The 24069-nt window shown below is 44.9% G+C and carries 16 protein-coding genes; 1 reads left to right on the forward strand and 15 read right to left on the reverse strand.

Translation table 11 applies throughout. From position 1 onward, the window contains the following. Positions 1–173: 173 nt before the first annotated feature. From AC787_RS14215 to ftsE, 13 genes are all read right to left on the reverse strand, one after another. A complete protein-coding gene (locus tag AC787_RS14215) occupies positions 174–1289 on the reverse strand; it encodes a glycoside hydrolase family 88 protein (protein ID WP_200930712.1) in 1116 nt (371 codons plus the stop codon). 70 nt (positions 1290–1359) lie between these two features. Continuing rightward, positions 1360–2964, reverse strand: coding sequence for a helix-turn-helix domain-containing protein (locus AC787_RS14220; RefSeq protein WP_054025371.1), 1605 nt, complete (start codon positions 2962–2964; stop codon positions 1360–1362). Then, complete coding sequence (locus AC787_RS14225) at positions 2939–4744, reverse strand: sensor histidine kinase (RefSeq protein WP_054025372.1); 1806 nt, start codon at positions 4742–4744, stop codon at positions 2939–2941. Before AC787_RS14225 ends, AC787_RS14220 begins: the two co-directional genes overlap by 26 nt. A gap of 110 nt (positions 4745–4854) precedes the next feature. Further along, positions 4855–6222, reverse strand: a complete 1368-nt coding sequence (locus AC787_RS14230; RefSeq protein WP_054025373.1) for an ABC transporter substrate-binding protein — start codon at positions 6220–6222, stop codon at positions 4855–4857. Positions 6223–6343: 121 nt separating this feature from the next. After that, positions 6344–7168: a carbohydrate ABC transporter permease gene (locus AC787_RS14235; protein ID WP_054025374.1), complete on the reverse strand. Its 825-nt coding sequence runs from the start codon at positions 7166–7168 to the stop codon at positions 6344–6346. A gap of 21 nt (positions 7169–7189) precedes the next feature. Then, the gene (locus AC787_RS14240; RefSeq protein ID WP_054025375.1) at positions 7190–8098 is read right to left on the reverse strand and encodes a carbohydrate ABC transporter permease; all 909 of its coding nucleotides are present in this window, start codon (positions 8096–8098) and stop codon (positions 7190–7192) included. 238 nt (positions 8099–8336) lie between these two features. Then, positions 8337–11219: an excinuclease ABC subunit UvrA gene (gene uvrA, locus AC787_RS14245; protein ID WP_054025376.1), complete on the reverse strand. Its 2883-nt coding sequence runs from the start codon at positions 11217–11219 to the stop codon at positions 8337–8339. 19 nt (positions 11220–11238) lie between these two features. Then, positions 11239–13239 carry an excinuclease ABC subunit UvrB gene (uvrB, locus tag AC787_RS14250; RefSeq protein ID WP_054025377.1) on the reverse strand — a complete coding sequence of 667 codons (2001 nt, stop codon included), beginning with the start codon at positions 13237–13239 and terminating at the stop codon, positions 11239–11241. A 452-nt stretch (positions 13240–13691) separates the two neighbouring features. Further along, positions 13692–14987, reverse strand: coding sequence for a PDZ domain-containing protein (locus tag AC787_RS14255; RefSeq protein ID WP_054025378.1), 1296 nt, complete (start codon positions 14985–14987; stop codon positions 13692–13694). A gap of 105 nt (positions 14988–15092) precedes the next feature. After that, positions 15093–16550, reverse strand: a complete 1458-nt coding sequence (locus AC787_RS14260) for a S41 family peptidase (RefSeq protein WP_054025379.1) — start codon at positions 16548–16550, stop codon at positions 15093–15095. Positions 16551–16733: 183 nt separating this feature from the next. Continuing rightward, a complete protein-coding gene (locus AC787_RS14265; RefSeq protein ID WP_235560979.1) occupies positions 16734–17993 on the reverse strand; it encodes a murein hydrolase activator EnvC family protein in 1260 nt (419 codons plus the stop codon). Positions 17994–18005: 12 nt separating this feature from the next. After that, positions 18006–18923 (reverse strand): permease-like cell division protein FtsX, encoded by a 918-nt coding sequence (ftsX, locus tag AC787_RS14270; RefSeq protein ID WP_054025380.1) that lies wholly within the window; start codon positions 18921–18923, stop codon positions 18006–18008. Continuing rightward, on the reverse strand, positions 18913–19599 hold the full coding sequence (gene ftsE, locus AC787_RS14275; RefSeq protein ID WP_054025381.1) for a cell division ATP-binding protein FtsE: 687 nt from the start codon (positions 19597–19599) through the stop codon (positions 18913–18915). Before ftsE ends, ftsX begins: the two co-directional genes overlap by 11 nt. A 189-nt stretch (positions 19600–19788) precedes the next feature. Between ftsE and AC787_RS14280 the strand changes: the two genes are divergently transcribed. After that, positions 19789–21255 carry a VanW family protein gene (locus AC787_RS14280; protein ID WP_054025382.1) on the forward strand — a complete coding sequence of 489 codons (1467 nt, stop codon included), beginning with the start codon at positions 19789–19791 and terminating at the stop codon, positions 21253–21255. Positions 21256–21384: 129 nt separating this feature from the next. Here AC787_RS14280 and argH read toward each other — a convergent pair whose 3' ends face one another. Both argH and AC787_RS14290 read right to left on the reverse strand, forming a co-directional pair. Continuing rightward, the gene (gene argH, locus AC787_RS14285) at positions 21385–22800 is read right to left on the reverse strand and encodes an argininosuccinate lyase (protein ID WP_054025383.1); all 1416 of its coding nucleotides are present in this window, start codon (positions 22798–22800) and stop codon (positions 21385–21387) included. Positions 22801–22826: 26 nt separating this feature from the next. Then, positions 22827–24056, reverse strand: a complete 1230-nt coding sequence (locus tag AC787_RS14290; RefSeq protein WP_054025384.1) for an argininosuccinate synthase — start codon at positions 24054–24056, stop codon at positions 22827–22829. Positions 24057–24069: the final 13 nt, after the last annotated feature.

A 24069-nucleotide genomic window follows, 5' to 3' on the forward strand; every position in this document is an offset into this window, starting at 1 on the left:
CTGTTGCTCAAAATGAAGCTAAACACCATTGCCAAACCATCAACGTAAACGAAGCTTACAGCCTTATATAGAAAAGAGGCTGTCCCTAAAGGTTATAAACCTTAAGTGACAACCTCTTCTAATTGGCGAGCAAGATCATTTCAGCAATGCTTGTCTCTAAGCTGCTGCATAGGCTACCAATAGCCTTTAATTCCCTTGTTCATTCGAATTAGTGCTTCTAAATAATAATAATCGCCCCAAATCATATAATCATCCGGCGCACGATCGCCCCGCACATGATAAGATCCATGCTTGAGCAGTCCTTCCGCATCCGGAAGATCTGTCGTTGCATAATGATCGACTAACGAATCCATGCTGCTATGAATGGCCTTCTCGAATATAACACGGTCTGAATCATCCTCGGCAAGCAGCTCCTGCAGTTCTAGCAGGCCGCAAATGGCAATAGCAGAGGCCGAGCTGTCACGTGGCGTATCCTGCTCAATCGGTACATCAAAATCCCAATAAGCGACATGATCCTCGGGCAAATGCTCAATGAAGTAATGGCCTAACCGTTTGGACGTTTCCAAAAAATCGGCATCCTTCGTATAACGGTACGCGAGAGCAAATCCGTAGATGCCCCAGGCTTGCCCCCTTGTCCAGGTCGAACCATCCTCATAACCTTGATGAGTCCCGCCTCGAAGTGCATGACCAGTCTTAGGATCAAAGTAAAACGTATGATAAGACGATCGATCGCCACGAATTAAGAACCTTTGGCTAGCACAAGCATGCTTATAGGCAATATCATAATATTTTTGTTCGCCTGTCTGCTCATAGGCCCAGAACAACAGCGGAAGATTCATTAAACAATCAATGATTATACGCCCACCGTTTTCCGGATCATCCTCTTTGCCCCAGGCTTGAATAATCCCTATGTTCGGCCGCCAGCGTGAATAGAGCGTTTCGGCAGCTTCGAGCGCCACAGCACGGGCCTCTTCACTTCCTGTCACTCGCCACTCCGCAACGGCTGACAAAGAATATAAGAAACCAATATCATGATGATCGAGTGCTACATGGCGTTCAAGTCGGTCTTTAAAGTTCGGTAAAAAGGATTGGGCTGCTTCCTTATAGAAAGAATCTTCGCTAGATTCATAGGCAAGCCACATCATGCCAATGTAAAAGCCCTCGATCCAGTCATCATTCTCTCCCCACTCATAACGCTGTCCCTCAATAATATGCGGCAGCTTTCCTGGATGTTTACCTATATTTTGCTTCACTTTAACTATCGCATCGTCAATTGCAGTTTGCCACATCACCATTCACCACCTCAAACAATGTCATAATAAATTATATCTCGTTGCTGCCATGAAAGCTCTCTCCGTTTCACTCAAAATGACCTTTGCTCCAAACTGAATATTCGCTAGGTCTCATGCCCATCTCTCGTTTGAACAACTTAATGAAATAACTTTTGTTGGCATAACCCAAATAATCAGAAATTTCTTCAACACTTTTGCTAGATTGCTGGAGAAGCTCCTTCGCTTTCTGAAGCTTAACCATATTGACATATTCGATGAAATTTTGATTCGTCTCTTTTTTAAACAGACGGCTAAAATAACTGGAATTCAAGTTCAAATGATTTGCCATATCCTCTAACGTCATTTTCTCCGTTACATGCGATACAACAAATTGTTGAGCCTTGATCACTTCCGTCCGTTTAGAACTGATCGCAAATATGCTTAATCTTCTGGATAGCTCATTCAAATGCTGGATCATCCATTCTTCCAAATGATCTAGCGTTTCAATTGCGTTGACCGCATCGTACAACTTCTCTTCTGATAGGAAAGGGTGATACTGCAGTGTAACTTTTGTTTTCATTTGCAGGTCCATAAGCAGCTGTAAAACTAATTCCTTTACATTGCTTGGATGAAACCTTCTTGCTCGAACCTCATTCGTCCACTCCACGATCGTATTCCGCAGCTCGTCTGGTTCATTTAATGCGATGCTTTGATTTATACTCGCAAACAATTGAGAATAATCTGTATACATATCCTCCTTGGAGAATGACACAACTCCGAAACTGTGTACTGCCGATTCTTTGAGATAAAAGCAATGCTCCGGCTCTTTCAACATCGGAAGCAGGACGCCTTGCATTTCTTTCGGCCCTCTCGTTTCCCTGCCCTGAATACAGGAAACCGATATTTTTAAATACTTGTAAATAACTGCAATAGCTTCCTGCATCGCATAATAAATCATTTGCTGCTCTTTGGCCGGATCATTGCTGCCATACAAGATAACTAACTGCTTATTGCTATAACGGAATGTCAACCAGCGTGAAGCATCCAATAAGTCGTGCAAGACATTTTCAACCGAGAAAGCAATCGTATAATCGTTCAATTTCCGATTGCTTGCGACGGTCGACATGCGATCAATAATAACGACTAGTGGAATATAGCTTTTGGCATCCAGCGAAATCCCGTTCGTCCGGGCTTGCTCAATCCAAGCCTCTTTTGTCCAATAGGATTGAAACAAGGTGTCTTTCAAAAACTTTTCTTTAAACGCGGATTGATTCTTTTGTTTGTACAACACCATATCCGTCGCTTTTTTGTTCTCCAATTGCAAATCGGTCACGATATTTTTCAATATTGCTTGTAATTGCTCTACATCCAAGCTTTCTTTCAATATATAATCCTTCACATTCAATTTCAGCGCTTGCTGTGCATATTTAAATTCATTGTGACAGGACAGAACAACGGCTCTGCCTTTCGGATTAATTTCACAAAACTTCTCTAGCATCTCAAGCCCACTCATTTTCGGCATGCCAATATCGGTTAGAATAATGTCGGGCGGACTCTGGCACGCTGCCTCCCAAGCCTCAAGGCCATTTGAGTAACAACCAATCAACTTAATGTCGAGGTCATGCCATAAAACGGTTTGAGAGAGATAACGTACTACCGGATAATCATCATCCACTAGAATTGCCGTCAACATGCTGCGCACCTGCTCTCTTACACTCGAATGGGAATATTAATGTTATCTTCGTTCCGACACCTGACTCGCTTTCGATCGTGGTTTTGACATACTCTCCATAAACGAGCCGCAGCCTCTGAAACACATTTTTCACGCCGATACCCGAAAAGCTTTTATTTTCGCTTTCCTGCGGGTCGTGCACATCCTCGCTTTTCGCTTGAAGCTCTTTCAACTTAACCTCCGTCATTCCAATTCCGTTATCCCGCACAATGATTCGAAGCAGCGCACGCCCATTGACGTACTCTTTATTAGCATCGATAAAAATTTCACCGTCAAATTGCTCGAATCCGTGAATAATGGCGTTTTCAATTAACGGTTGAATCATGAAACGCGGAACCAACGCTTTCTCGCAGCCAGCCTCAAAGTTATACGCTACTCTGACTTGGTTGGCATGTCGGAAATTCATAAGCTTCACATAATGGAGCACGGTGTCTCCCTCTTCTTCCAGAGGTATAAATTCATTATCCCGATTAATCGTCATACGCAATAAAGAGGAAAGCGATTTGATTAATTCCGCATTCTCCTGATCCCCTTGAATCAGTATATTGAGTCTTATCGAATTGAGCAGATTGAACATAAAATGCGGATTAATTTGAGCCTGAAGCATTTCAAGCTCCGCTTTTCGCTTTTTTGCCTGCTCTAATGTAATTTGCTCGAACATCTCTTGAATGCGATCCAGCATAAAATCTATCGTTTTCGCTAAATGGCCGACTTCATTATGTCCGCGTATATTATTGCGCTCGTCGAGCTGGCCACGTCCAATCTTCGTAACAAACACACTTAAATCACGAATAGGCTTCGTTAATGCAGATATTCGAATCGTCAACAGCACGAAAAATAACGAGAAGAACAAGGCTTGAACGATGAAGCTAACGAACAACACCTGTTTGTTCTTATCAATGGCCGCGGACATTGGAATAAGGCTTACGACTCGCCAATCGTTGCTTTCTAATTTTTGCTCGACATAAACATATTTTTTTCTTTCGATTTCGATTGTTCGGTCCATTCCCTCTGGCTTCCACCAAAGCAGCCTTTCCCCAATTCGGGATGGGTCAGCTTGTGAGATAACGACGCCGTTTGAATCTAACAAAAACATTTCCTGATTTTCATTTGTCGTTAGATAGGGACGAACTAAGCGCTCATTTATATTAACGATCATATAGCCAATTGGAATACTAGCCGTCTTCTTGATCGGTCTTCCCATCGTTACGAAATGAGTCGTAATCTTCTCTGTTTGAATTTGCTCACCCAACCAATAGGTAGAAAAGATCGGCAGTTCATTTAATTGATGAAACCATTTTTTCTCATACCATAATTTCGGATTCAAATCACTATGTGAATAGTTTGTATAAAAGGGTTCTTTCACCCCTAAAATCGTAACCTGAAAATCATTTTTTTGAATAAAAAGATCATCCAAAATTCGCGACAGCTTGCTGAAATTAACCGCATATTCCTGCTTCTGCTCCTGTAAGGTTAATCCAGCCTTGTTTACCATTAGCATTTGACGTATTTCAGAGTTCATCAACACAAAATTCGATAAATTTAATGTCTGTTCAAATACGCTGTTAATCTCTGACTTAGCGACCTTAAGTGAATCTTCCGCATTCAATACAACTTTGTCTAAAATGATATCTTTCGTTAAATAGTTTGTGACTAGATAAATAACAGCGAGCGGAATGACAAAACAAATCAATGCTGACCATACTAATTTCATCCGTAATGTATCTTGTCGTTTTAACACAAGTGCAGGCCTCATATCTGAATAGAATAGGGACAGAAATTGATGCTCTTCCTGTCCCACAACATTGTATGCCCTTTATTACGAAAGATCAATTTCAACGTAGCTCATCATTAATTGCCGTTGTTTTTTACAACCTCTGCGATATTTTTATCAATATTCGCAATCGTAGTATCCACGTCTTGTTTGCCTAGAATATACAATTCCGCCTCAGGAATAACCGTATTTTTGGCTTCATCTGCATATTTCGCAGGAACTGGCGCATTACCTGGAACCGTAGTACTCATCGTATACTTCAATGACTCTACGTCGATTTTCGAAGGATCTTTAGCTGCAGCTACTATGGTATCGATTAGCTTGCTGGAATCAGACTTCGCCCAGCCGGAGAATACGCGTCCACTAACAGCAAGACCTTCAGAGGTGTACCATCTTACAAAAGTATAGGCCGCTTCTTTATTTTTTGATTTCGCAGCTACACCCATATACGTCGGTTGTACTGGCGAATAATGTTTGCTTTCTCCATCTAGTTTAGGCAGTGGAGCGAATGCCGTTAGGAAATTAGCCGGGATTGCCTCCGTGCCTCCGGATTCAGCTACCATCCAGTCTCCCATTGGCAGCATTGCAGCTAAACCGTTGAAATATTGGTTACGGTAAGCAAGCTTTTGTGAAATAATATCCTCGTACATATTTGCGCTTTTGTCTTCGTACATCATTTTTTTCATCATTTCTAAATTTGCTTTAAGCACAGGGTCTGTCGCGTTGGAAGTACCATCCGCTTTCAGGAATGTGTTTTCCGAAGGTTTGCTCATCATTTGCAATTGGAAGTAATCCGGCCAGTTATGCAAATAAGCTCCGTAACGCTTCGTTGTTCCTTCACCCTTCGTTAATTTTTGCGCATATTCCATAAACTCTTTCCAAGTCCAGTCCGTTGGAACAGGCAAGCCAGCCTCGTCTAGCATTTCTTTATTCAAGAGTACGAACCAACGCTGCATGGAGGAAGGCAAAGCGTAAATTTTATCGTTTACCTTCGTATCTACAAGATACTCGTCTTCGTATTTATAGCCTTCCTTTTCGATGTAGCTATCCAAAGGCTCAAGCAATCCAATATCGGCGCGCTGCGAATAGTTCGTGTATGGCAGTTCAATAATATCAAGCTGATCATTCGATGCAGCCATTAGATCTAATTTTTGCATGGAAGCAATCGAATCGCCTTTTTCATTCAGCAGGTCAAGCTCAACCTTAATATTCGGATGTTTTTCTTCGAATGCCGAAATCACTTCAGTCCACTTTGCCTTGCCGTCGGTTTGCCATGTGCTTAACTTCAGTGTTACTTGTTCTGCCACTGGCTCTTTAGGAGCATTAGTTGCGTTAGTAGCGTTTGTGGCGCTGCCAGCATTTGAATTCCCACCATTGTTGCCCCCGGAGCAAGCCGATGCGAATACAGCTAATCCCAATAACATCATCGTTAATCTCTTTTTCATAGTAACCCTCCTAATATTTATAACACGACTCGTTATGAAAACGTCTACAAACAAATCCTACCACGTTCAATTCTGATTCGAAGTTCCCAAATTTTACTGAAGAGAAACTATTTTGACTTTGTTACCCTTTTACACCACCAAGTGAAATTCCTTCGATAACTTGTTTTTGACCAAGCGCAAAAATGATAAGCAAAGGAACGATCGCCGATACGGCGCCAGCCATCATAAGTGAGTAAATGTCTCCATATTGGTCACCAAAAAGCCTGATGCCCAGTTGAATCGTAAATAGATCCTTCGACTTCAAAAAGATAAGCGGATACTGGTAGTCATTCCATGTCCATATAAATCGCAGTATTGCGTAGGTCGCCAAGCCTGGACGAATGAGCGGAAGCGCGATTTGAAAAAAGGAACGGAAATGACCTGCGCCATCCATGCGAGCTGATTCCATAAACTCGTTGTTCACACCCATAAAAAATTGTCTGAGCATGAATGCTCCAATAATACTGAAGCTATTGATAAGAATAAGACCAATATGCGTATCGATTAGGTTCAGCCAATTAAACAATAGAAATTGCGGTACAAGCGATGCTTGTGGAGGTACCATATATAAGGCAAGTACAAGAAGAAACATAGTATCTCTGCCTCGGAAGCGTAGTTTAGAAAAACCAAACGCTGCTAGCGCACATACGAATACATTAATCAATGTTGTCGTTAATGTAATGTATATGGAGTTGGTGTAATACCGGAGAAAACCTCCCGTCCACACTTGCCTATAATTTTCGATAAGATGCCACTTTGTTGGAATCCATTCAATGGGAAAATTAAATACGTCTGCTTCCGGTTTGAATGAGGTTGTCAGCATCCACAAGAATGGAAGCAACGACATCATGCCGAAAGCTGCCATAATGATTGTCCATACGATTTTGGATACATTCACATTTTTCATTGCCAATTCCTCCTTTCCGAATTAATAGTTCACCCATTTTTTTTGTGCGAGCATTTGCAGGCCCGTAATAGCAAGACAAATGACAAAAAGAACAAGAGCCATACTCGATGCGTAGCCTGTTTTCAATTGATTGAATGCCGTATCATATAGCTCATATACGATGACGGTCGTCGAATTAGCGGGTCCGCCCTGTGTTAACACTTGAATCAAATCGAAAATTTTGAAAGTACCAATTATTCCAGTTACGAGCAGGAAGAAGGTAGTCGGCGATATGCAAGGCACCGTAATCTTACGGAATTTAGTCCATGTGTTCGCACCGTCAATATCGGCAGCCTCGTACAAGTCCTTCGGAATCCCCTGCAAGCCAGCAATGAAGATAATAATGTTATAGCCTAGCAAAATCCATATTTGAATCATCATCAACGATGGCATCGCATAATCGATATCTGCAAGCCATTTCGGTGGATTGTCGAATCCGATCGAGATTAAGAAATTGTTCACAGGTCCATACGAGGGATGAAAGAGCACCTGCCATACCATAGCTATAGCCACGACACTTGAGATATAAGGTAAAAAATATACAACTTTGAACATATCCTTCAAATAAACATGCTTATCAATGATAATGGACAGTACCAATGCCAGCACAATCGTAATGGGCACCGTAATGATGAAGATAAGGTTGTTTAACAAACTTTTCATGAAAACATCATCATTAAATAGTCGATCAAAGTTATCTAAACCAACAAATTTTATTGCATCAATTCCTGCAACAAAATTCCAACTCGTAAAGCTCAGCAGTAGTGATCCTAATACGGGAATCAAAGTAAGAACAACGAGTCCGAGCATTAAAGGAGCAACGAATAAATAGCCTGCAATTTGCTCCCTTGCTCCCATACTGAGCTGGACTAACGTTTTTTTCTGTCTCATGAAGCTCCTCCTTCAAACTTTCTTTATATGCTTCATTTTAGAAAAAAAAAGAGAAGCTCATAAGAATTAGATCTTTGCATTTTGGAACATATTTTACTTTTTATCATTTAACACGCTTTTTAAGTTGTACTATTTTCGTTTATATCCCATCGCTCTGACGTTTCGGTTTGGTTGTAAATATGCAAAAAAAAGAGGAAGCAGTCTGAGTAAACTCAGCTTGCTCCCTCTTTTTTCTTAACTATTCAGCTGCTGCAGCAACCTTTAGATTCTCTTTATGCCGCGCTGTCGTACGTTCGCGATCACGCTCAAGAATTGGTTTTAAATATTTACCGGTGTACGAGCCATCTACCTTAACGACCTGTTCTGGCGTGCCTGTCGCAACGATCATACCGCCGCCATTGCCGCCCTCTGGTCCTAGATCAATTAAATAATCCGCCGTCTTGATTACGTCGAGGTTATGCTCAATAACGAGCACTGATTCACCTGAATCAACCAAGCGATGAAGAACGGTCAGCAATCTGTCGATGTCGTGTACGTGCAAACCTGTTGTTGGTTCATCCAAAATGTAAAGCGTCTTGCCTGTGGAACGACGATAAAGCTCAGCAGCCAGCTTAACGCGCTGCGCTTCACCACCTGATAATGTGGTAGCTGGTTGCCCCAGCTTCATATAACCAAGACCAACATCAAGCAGCGTCTGTACTTTCCGGTGAATACGTGGAATGTTCTCAAAGAACGAGCAGCCGTCCTCGATGGTCATTTCCAGCACTTCCGCTATATTTTTACCTTTGTATTTCACTTCCAGTGTCTCCCGATTGTAACGCTTGCCTTTGCAAATCTCACAAGGCACATACACATCAGGGAGGAAGTGCATCTCAATCTTAATGATTCCATCTCCGCGACATGCTTCGCAGCGTCCGCCCTTTACATTGAAGCTGAATCTTCCCTTCTTGTAGCCGCGTACTTTCGATTCCGTCGTACTCGCATACAAGTCACGGATGTCATCAAACACACCTGTATAGGTAGCAGGGTTGGATCTTGGCGTCCGACCAATTGGCGATTGGTCAATATCAATGACCTTCTCCAAATGCTCGATGCCTCGCATTTCCTTGTACTGTCCCGGACGTGTCTTCGCCTTGTTCAAATCGCGCGCTAACGTTTTGTACAGAATTTCATTTACGAAAGTCGATTTCCCTGAGCCGGAAACACCTGTCACCGCTGAGAAGACACCAAGTGGAATCTTCACATTTACGTTTCTTAGATTGTTCTCCTTCGCACCACGAACCTCTAACCATTTATCGCTCGTCTTGCGACGTTCCGAAGGCACTTCAATAAACATGCGTCCACTCAAATATTGACCCGTTAATGAGTTTTCATTCGCCATCACTTCCTCTGGCGTACCTTCCGCAATGACCATGCCTCCATGTATACCCGCTCCAGGCCCGATGTCGATAATATAATCGGCTGCCAGCATCGTATCCTCGTCATGCTCAACGACAATCAGCGTATTTCCAAGGTTGCGCATATGCTCAAGCGTCTCAATCAAACGATCGTTATCTCGTTGGTGCAGGCCTATGCTTGGCTCGTCCAATATATACAGAACGCCCATAAGACTTGAGCCGATTTGTGTCGCCAATCGAATGCGCTGTGCTTCACCGCCCGACAGCGTACCCGCTGCGCGGCTTAACGACAAATACTCTAATCCTACGTTCACAAGGAAACCTAGCCGACTATTAATCTCTTTCAAGATTAAACTCGCGATCGCTATTTCCTTCTGAGAAAGCTTTAGCGAATCAAAATATTTCTGCGCATCTCCAATGGACAAAGAGGTTACTTGAGAAATATGCTGCGTATTGATGGTAACCGCTAAAGTTTCCTTGCGAAGCCGTTGTCCTTTGCAGCCACCGCATGGTTTAGCACTCATATAGTTCTCAATATGCTCTCGCATCATATCCGATGCGGTATCTCTATAACGCCGTTCAAGATTATGAACGATGCCTTCGAATGGAACATAGGCTTCTTTGCGATGGCCGAAATCGTTCTCATATAGGAAACGAACACGCTCTCCGCCTGTTCCATATAAAATCTTCTTCATCTGCTCCGGTTCAAGCTCGGATACCGGCACGTCCTGCGGTATGCCATAGTGCACGCAAACCGCGCTTAGAAATTGCGGATAATAATTAGATGTACTGCCTGCCCATGCAAGGAAAGCTGCATCCGCAATCGACTTGCTTGTATCAGGTACAAGCAGATCTGGATCAACGATCATTTTCATGCCTAATCCATCACAATCCGGGCATGCCCCGTAAGGACTATTGAACGAGAACATACGCGGCTCTAGCTCTTCAATACTAAAGCCGCATTCCGGACAAGCTAGATTTGAGCTGAAAAGAAGCTCTTCCTGATCAATGATATCAACGAGTACGCGACCCTCAGATATTTTCAGCGCGGTTTCGATAGAATCCGCCAGTCTCGTTTGAACATCCGATTTCACAACAATACGATCGACGACTACTTCGATGCTGTGCTTTTTATTTTTTTCCAGCTCGATCTTCTCGCTCAGCTCTCGCAGTTCACCATTCACGCGTACACGTACAAAACCTTGTTTCTGAATGTCAGCGAGCAGCTTCGTATGCTCGCCTTTGCGGCCTGAAATAAGAGGAGCTAAAATTTGCAGCTTAGTCTTCTCAGGGTATTCCATAATCCGGTCAACCATTTGCTCAACGGTCTGCGATGTTATCTCGATGCCATGCTCTGGACAATGCGGCTTGCCGATACGGGCAAATAAAAGCCGCAAATAATCATAAATCTCGGTAACCGTTCCGACTGTAGAACGCGGATTGCGGCTCGTTGTCTTCTGATCAATGGAAATGGCCGGTGATAGTCCATCGATAGAATCGACATCCGGCTTTTCCATTTGTCCGAGAAATTGGCGTGCATAAGCGGATAATGATTCAACGTAACGACGCTGACCCTCTGCATAGATGGTATCGAATGCAAGGGAAGATTTACCGGAGCCGCTTAACCCCGTCAGTACCACAAATTTGTCGCGTGGTATAGTGACGTCAATGTTTTTTAGATTGTGGGCGCGAGCGCCCTTCACAACTATTTTATCGCTAGCCAATCGTTTCTCCTCCTACTTCTTAGCCCATCTCGGCACGTAGTTCAAGCAGCGCATCCCGTAGTTCTGCTGCACGTTCGAACTGCAAGTTTTTTGCTGCATCCTTCATTTCTGCTTCCAGCCTTTGAACAAGCGCCAGACGATCTTTCTTTGTCATTTTGTCCACACCAGCACCGGTTAAGTAGTCGGCTTTCTGCTCGGCTACCTTCGTCGCTTCAATCACGGCGTGAACTTTTTTCTTTATCGTTTGCGGCGTAACGCCATGTTTCTCGTTATATGCAAGTTGAATCGTACGGCGACGCTCTGTTTCTTTTATCGCTCGATCCATAGAATCTGTTATTTTGTCGCCATACATAATGACGCGGCCTTCACTGTTTCTCGCCGCACGTCCAATCGTTTGAATAAGCGCGCGATCCGAGCGAAGAAAACCTTCTTTATCCGCATCAAGAATCGTAACCAGCGATACCTCAGGCAAATCGAGACCCTCTCGAAGCAAGTTGATTCCGATGAGGACATGGAAAACGCCCAGCCTAAGGTCACGCAATATAGCTAATCGCTCCAGCGTCTTAATATCAGAATGGAGATATCTTACCTTGATGCCTATCTCCTTCATATAATCGGTTAAGTCCTCTGACATTTTCTTGGTCAGTGTGGTGACAAGCACCCGTTCATCCTTCGCAATGCGATCACGAATTTCGTTCAGCAAGTCATCTATTTGCCCTTTCGTTGGGCGGACATCAATAATCGGATCAATTAGACCTGTAGGGCGAATAATTTGCTCGATCATTTTGTCGGTGTTCTCAATCTCGTAAGGGCCTGGCGTTGCGGATACATAGACGAGCTGCTTCGCCTTCTCCTCAAATTCCTCAAAGCGAAGCGGACGGTTATCCATCGCTGACGGAAGACGGAAGCCATGATTTACGAGCATCTCCTTACGAGCACGGTCACCGTTGTACATCGCTCTAATTTGCGGCAGTGATACGTGCGACTCATCAATCACAATAACCATATCATCCGGAAAATAATCAAGCAGCGTGTATGGCGTAGCCCCCCGCTCTCTAAAAGTAAGCGGTCCAGAATAGTTCTCAATTCCTGAACAGAAGCCCATCTCCGCCATCATTTCCAAGTCGTAGCGCGTCCGCTGCTCAAGCCGCTGCGCTTCAAGCAGCTTGCCTGCTTCGCGGAGCTCGGCGAGACGCTCCTCCAGCTCCCTCTCGATATTGACGAGTGCCACCTTCATCGTCTCTTCTTGCGTAACGAAGTGAGATGCAGGAAAAATAGCGATATGATCGCGTTCGCCGATGATTTCACCGGTGAGCACATCAATTTCCGATATTCGCTCGATATCGTCACCAAAAAGCTCCACTCGAATGGCCCGCTCATTATTGGCTACAGGGAAAATCTCGACAATATCGCCACGAACACGAAACGTTCCACGCGTGAAGCTTATATCGTTGCGCTGATACTGAATATCGACCAGCTTATGCAAAATCGCATCCCGTGACTTTTCCATCCCTACACGGAGCGAAAGCACAAGGCCTCCGTATTCCGTCGGAGATCCGAGACCATAAATACAGGAAACGCTCGCTACGATGATAACATCACGGCGTTCAAACAGTGAGGTCGTCGCGGAATGTCGAAGCTTATCAATTTCATCATTAATGCTTGAATCCTTCTCAATAAAGGTATCGCTGGACGGGATGTAGGCTTCCGGCTGGTAGTAATCATAATAGCTCACGAAATATTCGACTGCGTTATCAGGAAAAAAGGATTTGAACTCACTGCAAAGCTGAGCTGCGAGCGTCTTATTATGGGCAATCACAAGCGTTGGTCGGTTTAGCTTCTCGATCATGTTCGCTATTGTGTACGTCTTACCTGTACCGGTCGCACCGAGAAGCGTCTGATGTCTCTTTCCTGCATGAATACCTTCTAGAAGCTGTTCAATTGCCTTCGGTTGATCGCCTTGCGGCGTATAATCCGATTTTAACTCAAACAGCCTCGTTTCTTTTACGATCTCACTCACGCCTATCACCCACCCCCATCGTTCCAAAATTTATGCTTTTATCATTATAGTCAATTATAGGAATTTCATTTCACTGTTATTTCAAAATAAGAATGTTTGTTCCCATCTATTATACCGTTATCCTTAAAGCGACGCAACGTTCGCAAACAAAAAAAGAATACGCACAGCATACTCGGTTTTTCATCATGATAAGGGTCCATCATTTGTATTCTCTCATATAATTGCAAAACATCGCTTTGTCTATCGCCGCACTCCAAATAGTAAGCAGCCAACATCCTCGCAAAACTCAGCCATCGCTGACGTAACCGTTCTCGTTCATACTCCGCCCATATATACCCAAAATCCTGTAAATGGTCCCCCTCATATTAGCAAATGATATCCTTTCTTATATTTCAAAAAAGGTGAATCAGGAATATCCTGATCCACCTTTTTTTATTGCTTTCCAGCCCTTACTAGCTGTCCATTCTCTCCACCTTCGGATCACGTCGATTAGATGCATGATAGCTGCGCAGCAGCTGCAGTAATGAAGCTGGGCCAGCCGATGCGTAGTAGTTGGCTTGTTCATCAGGAGCAAGAATTACGCCCAGCTGATGATGCTCACCGGCAAATCGCGCCCGCTGCACGAATTTGATTTCTCCATCGAGATTTAGAACCTCCAGCTTGCAAAATGCTGAGTTTTGAACGAGTGCCTCATAAAGGTCTTCTTTTGTACGTACGCGTACCCCGTTAACCTTGTGCAAAATCTCGCCTGTTGTAAGTCCCATCAATGCAGCTGGTGTTCCAGGTACAATTCCAAGTATTCGCAATCCACGTGAATCATGCACATACAATGGAGATTGCGCTGCTTCCTTTGAACGGCTCCTCCAAATGATTGCCTCATGCAGCAGTAGTGATGCTAATGCAGCAAGCGGCAGCAGAACCGGCTGCCACCAAGCTAGAATAGCTGCGCCAGCTAAACATATGCTGTACAGAAGCAGCCCTTTCGCAGCATGCTTTGCTTTTTCACGCGGCAATAAAGATCGTGTCATTTCCGTAAATCCAATGATCATCGGCAAGGCTACAAACGACCAGCCCTGCGACCAATCTGCTCCAAATAAAGGTGTCCACGGCAATGCCGTCATGGATGATCCGCTAGCATCTGTCGGTACAAGCATGAGGAGCGGGACTGGCCAAAATCCCTGCAGCATATAGCCGCCAACCAGCTTTCCTCTTTTACCCTCAAGAAATAAAGGTGTAGATAATCGATCACCTTGCCAGCGAACGAGAACGGCTTCTGCAAGATGAAGCAGTGCAACCAGCACCAGCAGACCAGCAGCATCAATACCTGCAAGCGAAACCGCTAATGACCCTAACCAATCCGTCCGATCCGCAAGTGTCGTCCATCCAAACGACCACTGGAGAAGCGTGATTACTCCCGCGCTGTAGGCAAAACATAAGTACCTTATTCGAATGAGCATTAAGATGGCAGCAACCACCCAAAGCCAGAGAACGGCTTCTCCTGTTAGCGATACCCCAATGAACGCTCCTGCAATGGACACCGTTATACCGATCATGAGGCCCGTAAACATCGCCTTAAGAACCAAGCCCGGCCAATGATGCAGCTTTACCGCAAACATTTGCCTCTCCACTCGTATTTGCCTTGTATACTGTAAAATAATGAATAACACCGCAATATAATAGAATGGCTGTGCAACTAATTGGACAGCCGCTTGCCCGAGCATTTCTATTAACTCGATCGCCGTTTCCAAAGCCAACACTCCTTCGCTTGTTCCACATATCCCTATTCGCGTATAAAAATAAAAGGCTGACCCTGTTAAACAGAGTCAACCTCTTATTCATTCGACATGCGCGTATTATTTCCTGCCTACCGCCTTAATTGCTTCCAACAGCTGCTTGTCATTCTTCTTATCTTGAATCCATTTAATGACTTGCTTCTCTAGCACTTCTCCCGTTTGCTTATCGACCTGTCCCGTAGCCGGCAAGCTGTGCTCGGATTGGAATCTCTTAACGGCCTCTGTTGTCTCCGCTCCGAAATAACCATCCTCGCGCTTAGGTTCATAGCCGAGTCCGTGCAGCATGATTTGTACGCTCCGTACTTGCTCGCCCAGCATATCCTGCTTCAGCGTCTCCGAAATCGCAAGTCTTGCAACGGTATATAAATCTGGCGGCTGCACCGTAAGATCCGGTTTTATTCCATTTTCATGGATCCAATTGCCCTTTGGTGTTAACCATTTGGCTATCGTCATTTTTAGAAGACTACCGTCGCCAAGCGCTTTGTTGTAGCTCACTTGCACGGTACCTTTTCCGAAGGAGGTTTCACCAACGAGCTTCGCTCCGGCGCTCTCCTGCAGCGCTCCTGCCAAAATTTCTGACGCGCTTGCACTCCCGTTATTCATAAGAACTGCTATTGGGTACGATTTTCCTTGTCCCTTCGACAGCGTTTTCTCCCTATTTCCTTCACGATCCTCAACCTGAACGACTGTCGTACCCTTGGCTAAGAAGGTCTGTGCAATCTCAACAACAACCGGCAGAACGCCCCCAGGATTATTGCGCACGTCGATGACAAGCCCCTTCATCCCTTGTTCCTCTAACTTCGAGAGCTCTTGCTTAAATCGCTCTGCTGTATGTAGAGAAAATTGTCTGATTTCAATGACACCTGTACCATCAGGTTGCAGTGTGCCATATACCGTTTCCACATCAATATCATCGCGGATGAGTACGAGCTGTATCGGTTCAGAAAATCCGGCACGCTGTACTTGAATTTTCGCTTTTGTCCCTTTTGGGCCGCGAATTTTCGCTACGGCATCCTGTAGATTCAATCCATCAAGCTTCGCCCCGTTAACCGTCAGCAAAATATCTTTCGCTAATAAGCCTGAACGTTCAGCCGGAGAGCCCTTAATGGGGGATACAACAACAATCCGTCCATTCTCAAGCGTAACCTCTGCTCCGATACCCGTAAACGAGCCTTCGATCGATTCCGAAAAATGTTGAGCTACGTCCTTCTCCATGTAGACGGAATAGGGATCATCCAGCGACGACATCATGCCGCTTACTGCACCATCAAGCAGCTCCATGCGATCGACCTTCTGATAATATTTTGTTTCAATTAATTCCAGTACCGCATTAAGCTTCGTCAGCTCTTCCGTTTTAAGCCTGAAGCGGTCACCGTCATCAGCTGCCGCTGCTGAAAGTGCAGGCGCCGCTGGCTTGTCCGGGTTAATCATTTGGTCCGCGATCGTTAGCGTAACGAGTACGGATGCAATCATCGTTAGCATAACGAACGCGAATACTGTCCGTCCTTTGAAATGCACCTGTCTACACCACCTTCTCATCTTACACGGTCTTAGATTTAAGACCACACTAGTATATGACAAGCCGCTTACAATTATTTGTATTTTTCGGTAAAAATGATCATTTTATATTTATTTTTTCTGTACGATTATAAACAAGGCAGCCACATGGGCTGCCTCTTGATTTATTTTATGAAAGATTGCTTATTTCAAATATCCGCCTGGATTAACAGGAGTTTGGCTCTTACGCACTTCAAAATGCAAATGCGGTCCCGTCGAATTGCCTGTACTGCCAACCTCAGCAATCTTCTGGCCCTTCTTAACGGTTTCACCTTTTTTTACGTCAATTCCACCATTTCGAATATGTCCGTATAACGTCCACAAGCCATTCCCATGGTCAATGATGACACAATTTCCGTAAGTGCTCCACTTTTGCGCAACGAGTACAACACCGTCTTCAGCTGCGTATATATCCGTTCCCTGTGGTGCAGCGAAATCCATGCCTGTATGCGTATGTTTTTTACCTGTGATCGGATGAACCCGTGTGCCAAAGCTTGAGCTTATGCGATAGTTATCCTTAATTGGCATACCAAGCTTACCGCCCGTATACGGATTCGATATTTTATTTTTCGCTGCATTCAACTTCGCTACTTCCGCAGCAAGCGCCATAAGCAGCTCCTCTTGTTCCTTGCTGATGCCCTCGAGCTCCTCTAACGTGGAGTCGATTTGGACGAGCTTATTGTCTAGTTGTTTGATATTGCTATTGTAGCTCGCTATCATGACTTCTTTCTCTTGTTCTTTCTTCACAAGATGAGCTTCATATTGCTCCAGCTTCTCATAAATCTTTTTTACTTCTGCAAATTGCTTCTCCACTTCCACTTTCTTGAGAGCAACAAGCTCCTTCTCTTCTCTTTGCTCCGCCAAAATATCTCGATCCTGCGACAGAATCGATTGAAGGGCATCGAAACGATCAATGAAATCAGTAAAGCTAGTCGCGCTCAGAAGCACGTCCATATAAGATACAAAACCGTTCGTATACATCAGACGCATGCGAGATTGCAGCAACTCATCGCGTGTTACTACACGCTCTTCAGCCTGTTCGAGCTCAAGACCGGTCTGCAGCAATTCCTCTTCCTTGGCATCGCTTTGCGCTTGCATTTTTGTTTTGTTGATGACGACATTATCAATCTCTGCCATCAAATTTGTGATAGAAGCTTCCGCTTCTGTTTTCTTACCCAGAATGCTTACTTTCTCATTCTCGGCTGTCTTTGCCTGATTATGAGCGTTAGCCGCTTGCCGCTCCGCTTTAGCGGCACGTTGCTCTGCTTCCCTCATTTCCGCCTTAGCGGCTGCTAATTGTTTCTTGATTTCGCTAAGAGAAGCAGCTTCTCCTCCTGTTGGTTGCATGACAAACACCGCAAGCATTATCGTGACTGTGAATAACAGCCATTTCCTCTTCTTCACGTTCGCATCCTCCTACACTTTCAAATACTTTCGTATCGAAATCGTGCTGCCCCAAATGCCGATTAATGTTCCGAGTACTATGAGCAGCGTGGCGGTCAGCATACCAGACTCCTCTACCGTGATGAGCTTAATCATCATTAGCGATAATTCCATTTGCGTAAATTTCACAAGCTGCGAGTAACCAACGAGCACAGCAACGGTTGTTAAAACCGAGCTGATAATTCCAATAAGTGCACCTTCAATGAAAAACGGCCAGCGAATAAAAGAATTCGTCGCGCCAACCAACTTCATAATGCCAATTTCTCTGCGTCTTGCGATAATTGTCATTTTGATCGTGTTCGAGATCAGGAACATCGCTGTTACCGACAGACCTACAACGATGACGATACCTATGTAACGCAAAGCATTTGTAATTTTGAAAAGAGTCTCTACCGTGCCTTGTCCATATTTAATTTTGGCAATCGGAATGAGCTCATCTGCTTTATTTATCGCATCGATCTTCTTTGCTGCTTCTTCAATCGATTGCGGTTCATAAACCTCTACCGTAAACGAATCCGGCAGCGGGTTTTTTTCTTTCTCATAACCATCCAGCAAATCCTTATTCTCATCGCCTAGGTTTTTCCGCAGCAGCTCTAGACCCTCTGCTTTGGACACAAACGTTACTTGCTTGACCTCTGTTAAATTACCGATTTTGTTCTGCAGCTCCGTTATCTTCGCTTTGTCTACATTAAGCTGTAAAAACACGCGAATTTGCACCTGACTCTCGATCTGTGCCGCCATTGAGTTAACGTTTAGTGCGAGCAATAAAAATATGCCGAGGATGAACAAGGATATAAATATCGAGCTCACTGAAGCAAACGACATCCAGCCATTTCTTATGATGTTTTTGGCGCCTTCTCGTAGATGACGGAGTATAGTTCTAAGCTTCATAACCGTACTCCCCTCTAGCCTCGTCACGTACGATATTGCCGTCCTCGATTGCAATGACGCGCTTACGTATGGAGTTAACGATATCTTTATTGTGGGTAGCCATAATGATTGTCGCGCCGCGGAAGTTGATTTCCTCAAGCAAGTTCATAATGCCCTGCGACGTTTCCGGGTCCAAGTTGCCCGTAGGCTCGTCCGCTACGATAACGGATGGGTTATTTACAATCGCTCTTGCAATCGATACCCGCTGCTGCTCACCGCCCGATAACTGAGCTGGCAGGCTTGCATGCTTATGCTTCAATCCTACGAGATCGAGAACCTCCATCGTTCGCCTCTTGATCACGCGGGTCGGGGCTTCAATAACTTCCATAGCAAATGCAACGTTTTCAAATACAGTTAATTTGGGTAAAAGTCTAAAGTCCTGAAAAATAACGCCAATATTTCGTCTAACAAATGGGATTTTGCGCGGTTTCAGCTTCCCTATGTTAAATCCATTAACAGAAATCTGCCCTTTTGTCGGTACTTCCTCACGATAAATTAATTTCATAAATGTCGATTTACCTGCACCAGATGGTCCTACTAGATAAACAAATTCATTGCGATCTATACGAACAGAGACGCCTTTTAACGCATGCGTTCCGTCGGTGTACGTTTTCCATATGTCTTGCATCTCAATCACATTATCACATCCTGTTTATAGTCAGTACTACTATTTCGACAGTTTGTGCTGAATTCCTTCATAAGGAGCTCGCTTTCCTCATTTTTCACAAATCTCATAATCGAAGCAATTGTCGAATCAACCTCTCACTGCGCATTAGACAAAATTGCAGAGTATTCAGCATATACATGTAAGACTGCTTTTTTTAACATGCAGAAAGGAGTGATTCGTATCGTAAAACGTATCCATATTGGGATTATCATTGCGGCTTCGCTGCTTCTTATTGCAGCTGTAGGTTGGGGCTTTATCTGGAACTATGCACAGCAAAAAACGGTTCCTGATGAGGTTGATGCTGGCGGCATAGCTATTGGAGGCATGCCGATAGAAGATGCTCTTAAGCTGCTCACGGAATATGAGAGTTCGTTGCAGCAGCGCACTATTACGATTCATGCATCTGCGGAAGCTGGCGACAGCAAGCAATGGACCGTAAAAGAGCTTGGGTATAAAGCAGAATTCAAAACCATTCGCGAGGCCTTATTAAAACTTGGCGAAGGTGATATATGGGATCGTGCCGTTTACCGCTATCAATTTCCCAACCAGTATGAGCTCTCACAAGCTTGGAACTCTGACGCATTTGATGCAGCCCTTCGCAAGCAGTGGAGCTGGATTGAAAAAAGTGCTACCAAAAATGCAACGCGAATCATTACCGATAAGGACGAGGTAATCTATGAGCCTCATGTTGATGCCTACCGCTTGGATATCGGAGAACTTATCGAACAGGTGAACGATTGGGTCGTACTGAAAAAGGAGCAAATCGGTGCGCCTGCTGAGAAAGCTTTTGAAGCAGAACTGCCGATCACCGTTATTCATCCCGAACTAACACTTGAGAAATTGAAGGAAGAAGGAATAGATCGTAAAATTATATCTTTTTCTACTGATTTCAGGACGAGCGCAGAAGGACGTGCTCACAACGTGACCGTAACCGCAGAAGCTCTTAACGATTGGGAACTCGCACCTGGTGAAATTTTCGATTATAGCAAGCTAATTGCCAAAGCAGAGGAATTATACGAGTATCGCGAAGCTCCAGTTATTTTGAATGGGAAGCTTGTTCCAGGCATCGGCGGCGGCATATGCCAAGTATCGAGCACGCTTTACAATGCGATCCTTCGAGCAGGGTTGGAAATTGTCGAACGACGCAATCATTCACTGCCCGTTGCTTATTTGCCTATTGGCCAGGACGCTACTTATGCGGGTGGCGCCATCAACTTTCGTTTTAAAAACACAACAGGCAAAAACCTCATCATTCGTACCTCAGTAGTGGATCGCAAGCTGACGATCAAGCTGTTCGGTACAATGAAAGATAACGAAAAGTACGATATCGAATCCGTAACGCTCAAAACGATTGAACCAACGGTTCAGGAAAAAACGAATACACGCTTATCGCCAGGCCAAAAGGTTACTGTGGAAACAGGTAAGCAGGGCTTTGTCGTAGAAACCTACCGTACGCTAACTCGTGATGGCGAAGTCGTCTCCCGTGAACGCTTGTCACGTGATACCTACAAGGCTCAGCCAACCATCATTGAGGTTGGCCCGATGAAGGGCGGAAAAGGACCATCAGCTACGCCAACTCCGCCACCGCAAACGACAGAACCGCTGCTCGAGGATGGAGTTTTATAGGTGTATGAGTGACTAGTGCGTGGAAACTGCTATCAACTTATCTATCAAAAAAAGCAGTTCAGCTCGTTGCCTCCAAGGCAACGCTGAACTGCTTTTTAATCTATATACCTTTATAAAGGGCTAACTCCATTATCTGCTGCGCTCAAGATACTCTGTCACCCATGCTGCTGTTTGCTCTAATGCAAGCTCTGCGCGTCCAATTGCATCTTGTACTTGTGTTTTTGCCGTACCGCCATAAACGTTACGCGCATTTACAACCTGTTCCGGTTGAAGCACTGCATAAATACGATCATCGAACAAAGAAGAGAACTTCTTGAACTCTTCCAGTGTAAGGTCTAGCAAGTATTTGTTTTGCTCGATGCAATACAATACGGTTTTGCCGATAACCTCATGTGCTTGGCGGAAAGGCAAGCCTTTGCCAACGAGGAAGTCTGCAATATCCGTTGCGTTCGAGAAATCCTGGTTAACGGCTTGACGCATCCGTTCCTTGTTTACCTTCATCGTTGCAATCATCGGAGCAAATAACTGAAGCGCGCCTTGCAGCGTCTTCACTGTATCGAACATGCCTTCTTTGTCTTCCTGCATGTCTTTGTTATAAGCAAGCGGCAATGATTTAAGCACTGTCAGCAAGCCAACAAGATCACCGTAAACGCGTCCGGTTTTACCGCGAACAAGTTCAGGTACGTCTGGGTTTTTCTTTTGCGGCATAATGCTGCTGCCTGTGCAGAACGCATCATCCAACTCAACAAAGTGAAACTCGGTGCTCGACCAAAGAATAAGCTCTTCGCTAAGGCGCGATAGATGCATCATGATAATCGATGCGTCAGCTAGAAACTCAACAATAAAGTCACGGTCGCTTACCGCATCCAAGCTATTCTCATAAACGCGATCAAACTTAAGTTGGCTTGCCACAAAATGACGATCGATTGGGAAGGTTGTCCCTGCCAAAGCGCCTGCTCCAAGCGGAAGCACGTTGATACGCTTATAGCTGTCTTGCAAACGCTCAATATCGCGTCCAAACATCGATACGTAAGCCATCAAGTGATGAGCAAACAGGATCGGCTGCGCACGCTGCAAATGCGTATAACCAGGTACAATCGTATCAATATTAGCTTTCGCTTGCCCAATAAGTGCGGATTGCAGTTTGTATAGCATATCTACGAACTCGACAACGCGCTTACGCAGCCACAAATGCATATCCGTCGCAACTTGGTCATTCCGGCTGCGGCCGGTATGAAGCTTGCCGCCTACGGAGCCAACATCGTCGATTAGCGTCTTCTCGATATTCATATGAATATCTTCGTCTCCAATAGAGAATTCGATATCGTCGCGTTTGATGCGCTGAAGCACGCGGTGCAAGCCGTCCTTAATCTTCTCAACGTCATCCAAAGGAAGTATGCCTTGCTTGCCCAGCATCGTAACATGCGCCAGACTGCCTTGAATATCCTCTTCAGCGAGCTCCTTGTCGAACATAATCGATGCCGTATATTCCTCTACCAATTGGTCCGTTTTTTTCGTAAAACGACCGCCCCATAATTTACTCACTGGTTCGCTACACTCCCTTGTAAAACTTATTTATTGCTAACTGCCGATGATACTTTTAGACGCAATGCGTTCAGACGGATAAAGCCAGTCGCGTCACCTTGATCGTATGCTTGTGAAGGATCAGCTTCCATCGTTGCAATATCAGGATTGTACAAGCTCACTGGGCTTTGTACGCCTGCTCCGATAACATTACCTTTGTACAGCTTCAAGCGAACAACGCCGCTTACGTTCTTTTGTGATTCCGACACAAGTGCTTGCAAAGCAAGACGCTCAGGCGCGAACCAGAAGCCGTTGTATACGAGCTGGCTATATTTTGCAATCAACGAATCACGAAGATGCATAACTTCGCGGTCCATTGTCAAAGATTCCATTTTGCGGTGAGCGGTGAACAAGATTGTGCCGCCCGGTGTTTCGTACACGCCGCGGCTCTTCATGCCGACAAAACGATTCTCAACCATGTCAACGCGTCCGATGCCGTGCTTGCCGCCAAGGTCGTTGAGCATATCCATAACCTCAAGTGGGCTAAGCTCTTTGCCGTTAATAGCCGTACAGTTGCCTTCTGCAAAAGTAAGCTCTACATATTCTGCTTTATCCGGAGCATTCTCAGGAGATACGCTTAGCACATACATGCTTTCGTTTTCTTCAGAGCTAGGATCGAACCAAGGATCTTCCAGCATGCCGCTCTCAAAGCTAATGTGCAGCAGGTTGCGGTCTGTCGAATACGGCTTCGCCGCAGACGCCGTAACTGGAATGTTGTGTTTCTCCGCATACGCGATCATTTCCGCACGACCCGGGAATTCTTCACGGAATGCTTCAAGGCGCCAAGGCGCGATAACGCCGATCTCAGGAGCAAGTGCAGCAGCAGTCAGCTCAAAACGAACCTGATCGTTGCCTTTGCCTGTTGCGCCGTGCGCAATATAAGCTGCGCCTTCTGCGCGAGCGATATCAACCATGCGTTTCGCAATAAGCGGACGGGCAATGGAAGTTCCGAGCAAATATTGGCCTTCATAAAGCGTTCCCGCTTGGAACATCGGGTAGATGAAATCTTTTGCGAACTCATCGCGAAGATCATCGATGTACACTTTGGAAGCGCCCGTTGCGAGTGCTTTTTCTTCCAAGCCGTCAAGCTCATCCTTTTGTCCAATATCTGCTGTGAATGCGATGATTTCAGCATCGTAAGTTTCTTTCAACCATTTGAGGATAACCGAAGTATCCAAGCCTCCGGAGTAGGCGAGTACAATTTTTTCTTTTGCCATAGTATTGTTTTAC

The sequence above is a fragment of the Bacillus sp. FJAT-28004 genome (assembly GCF_001280845.1).
Lineage (GTDB): Bacteria > Bacillota > Bacilli > Paenibacillales > Paenibacillaceae > Pristimantibacillus.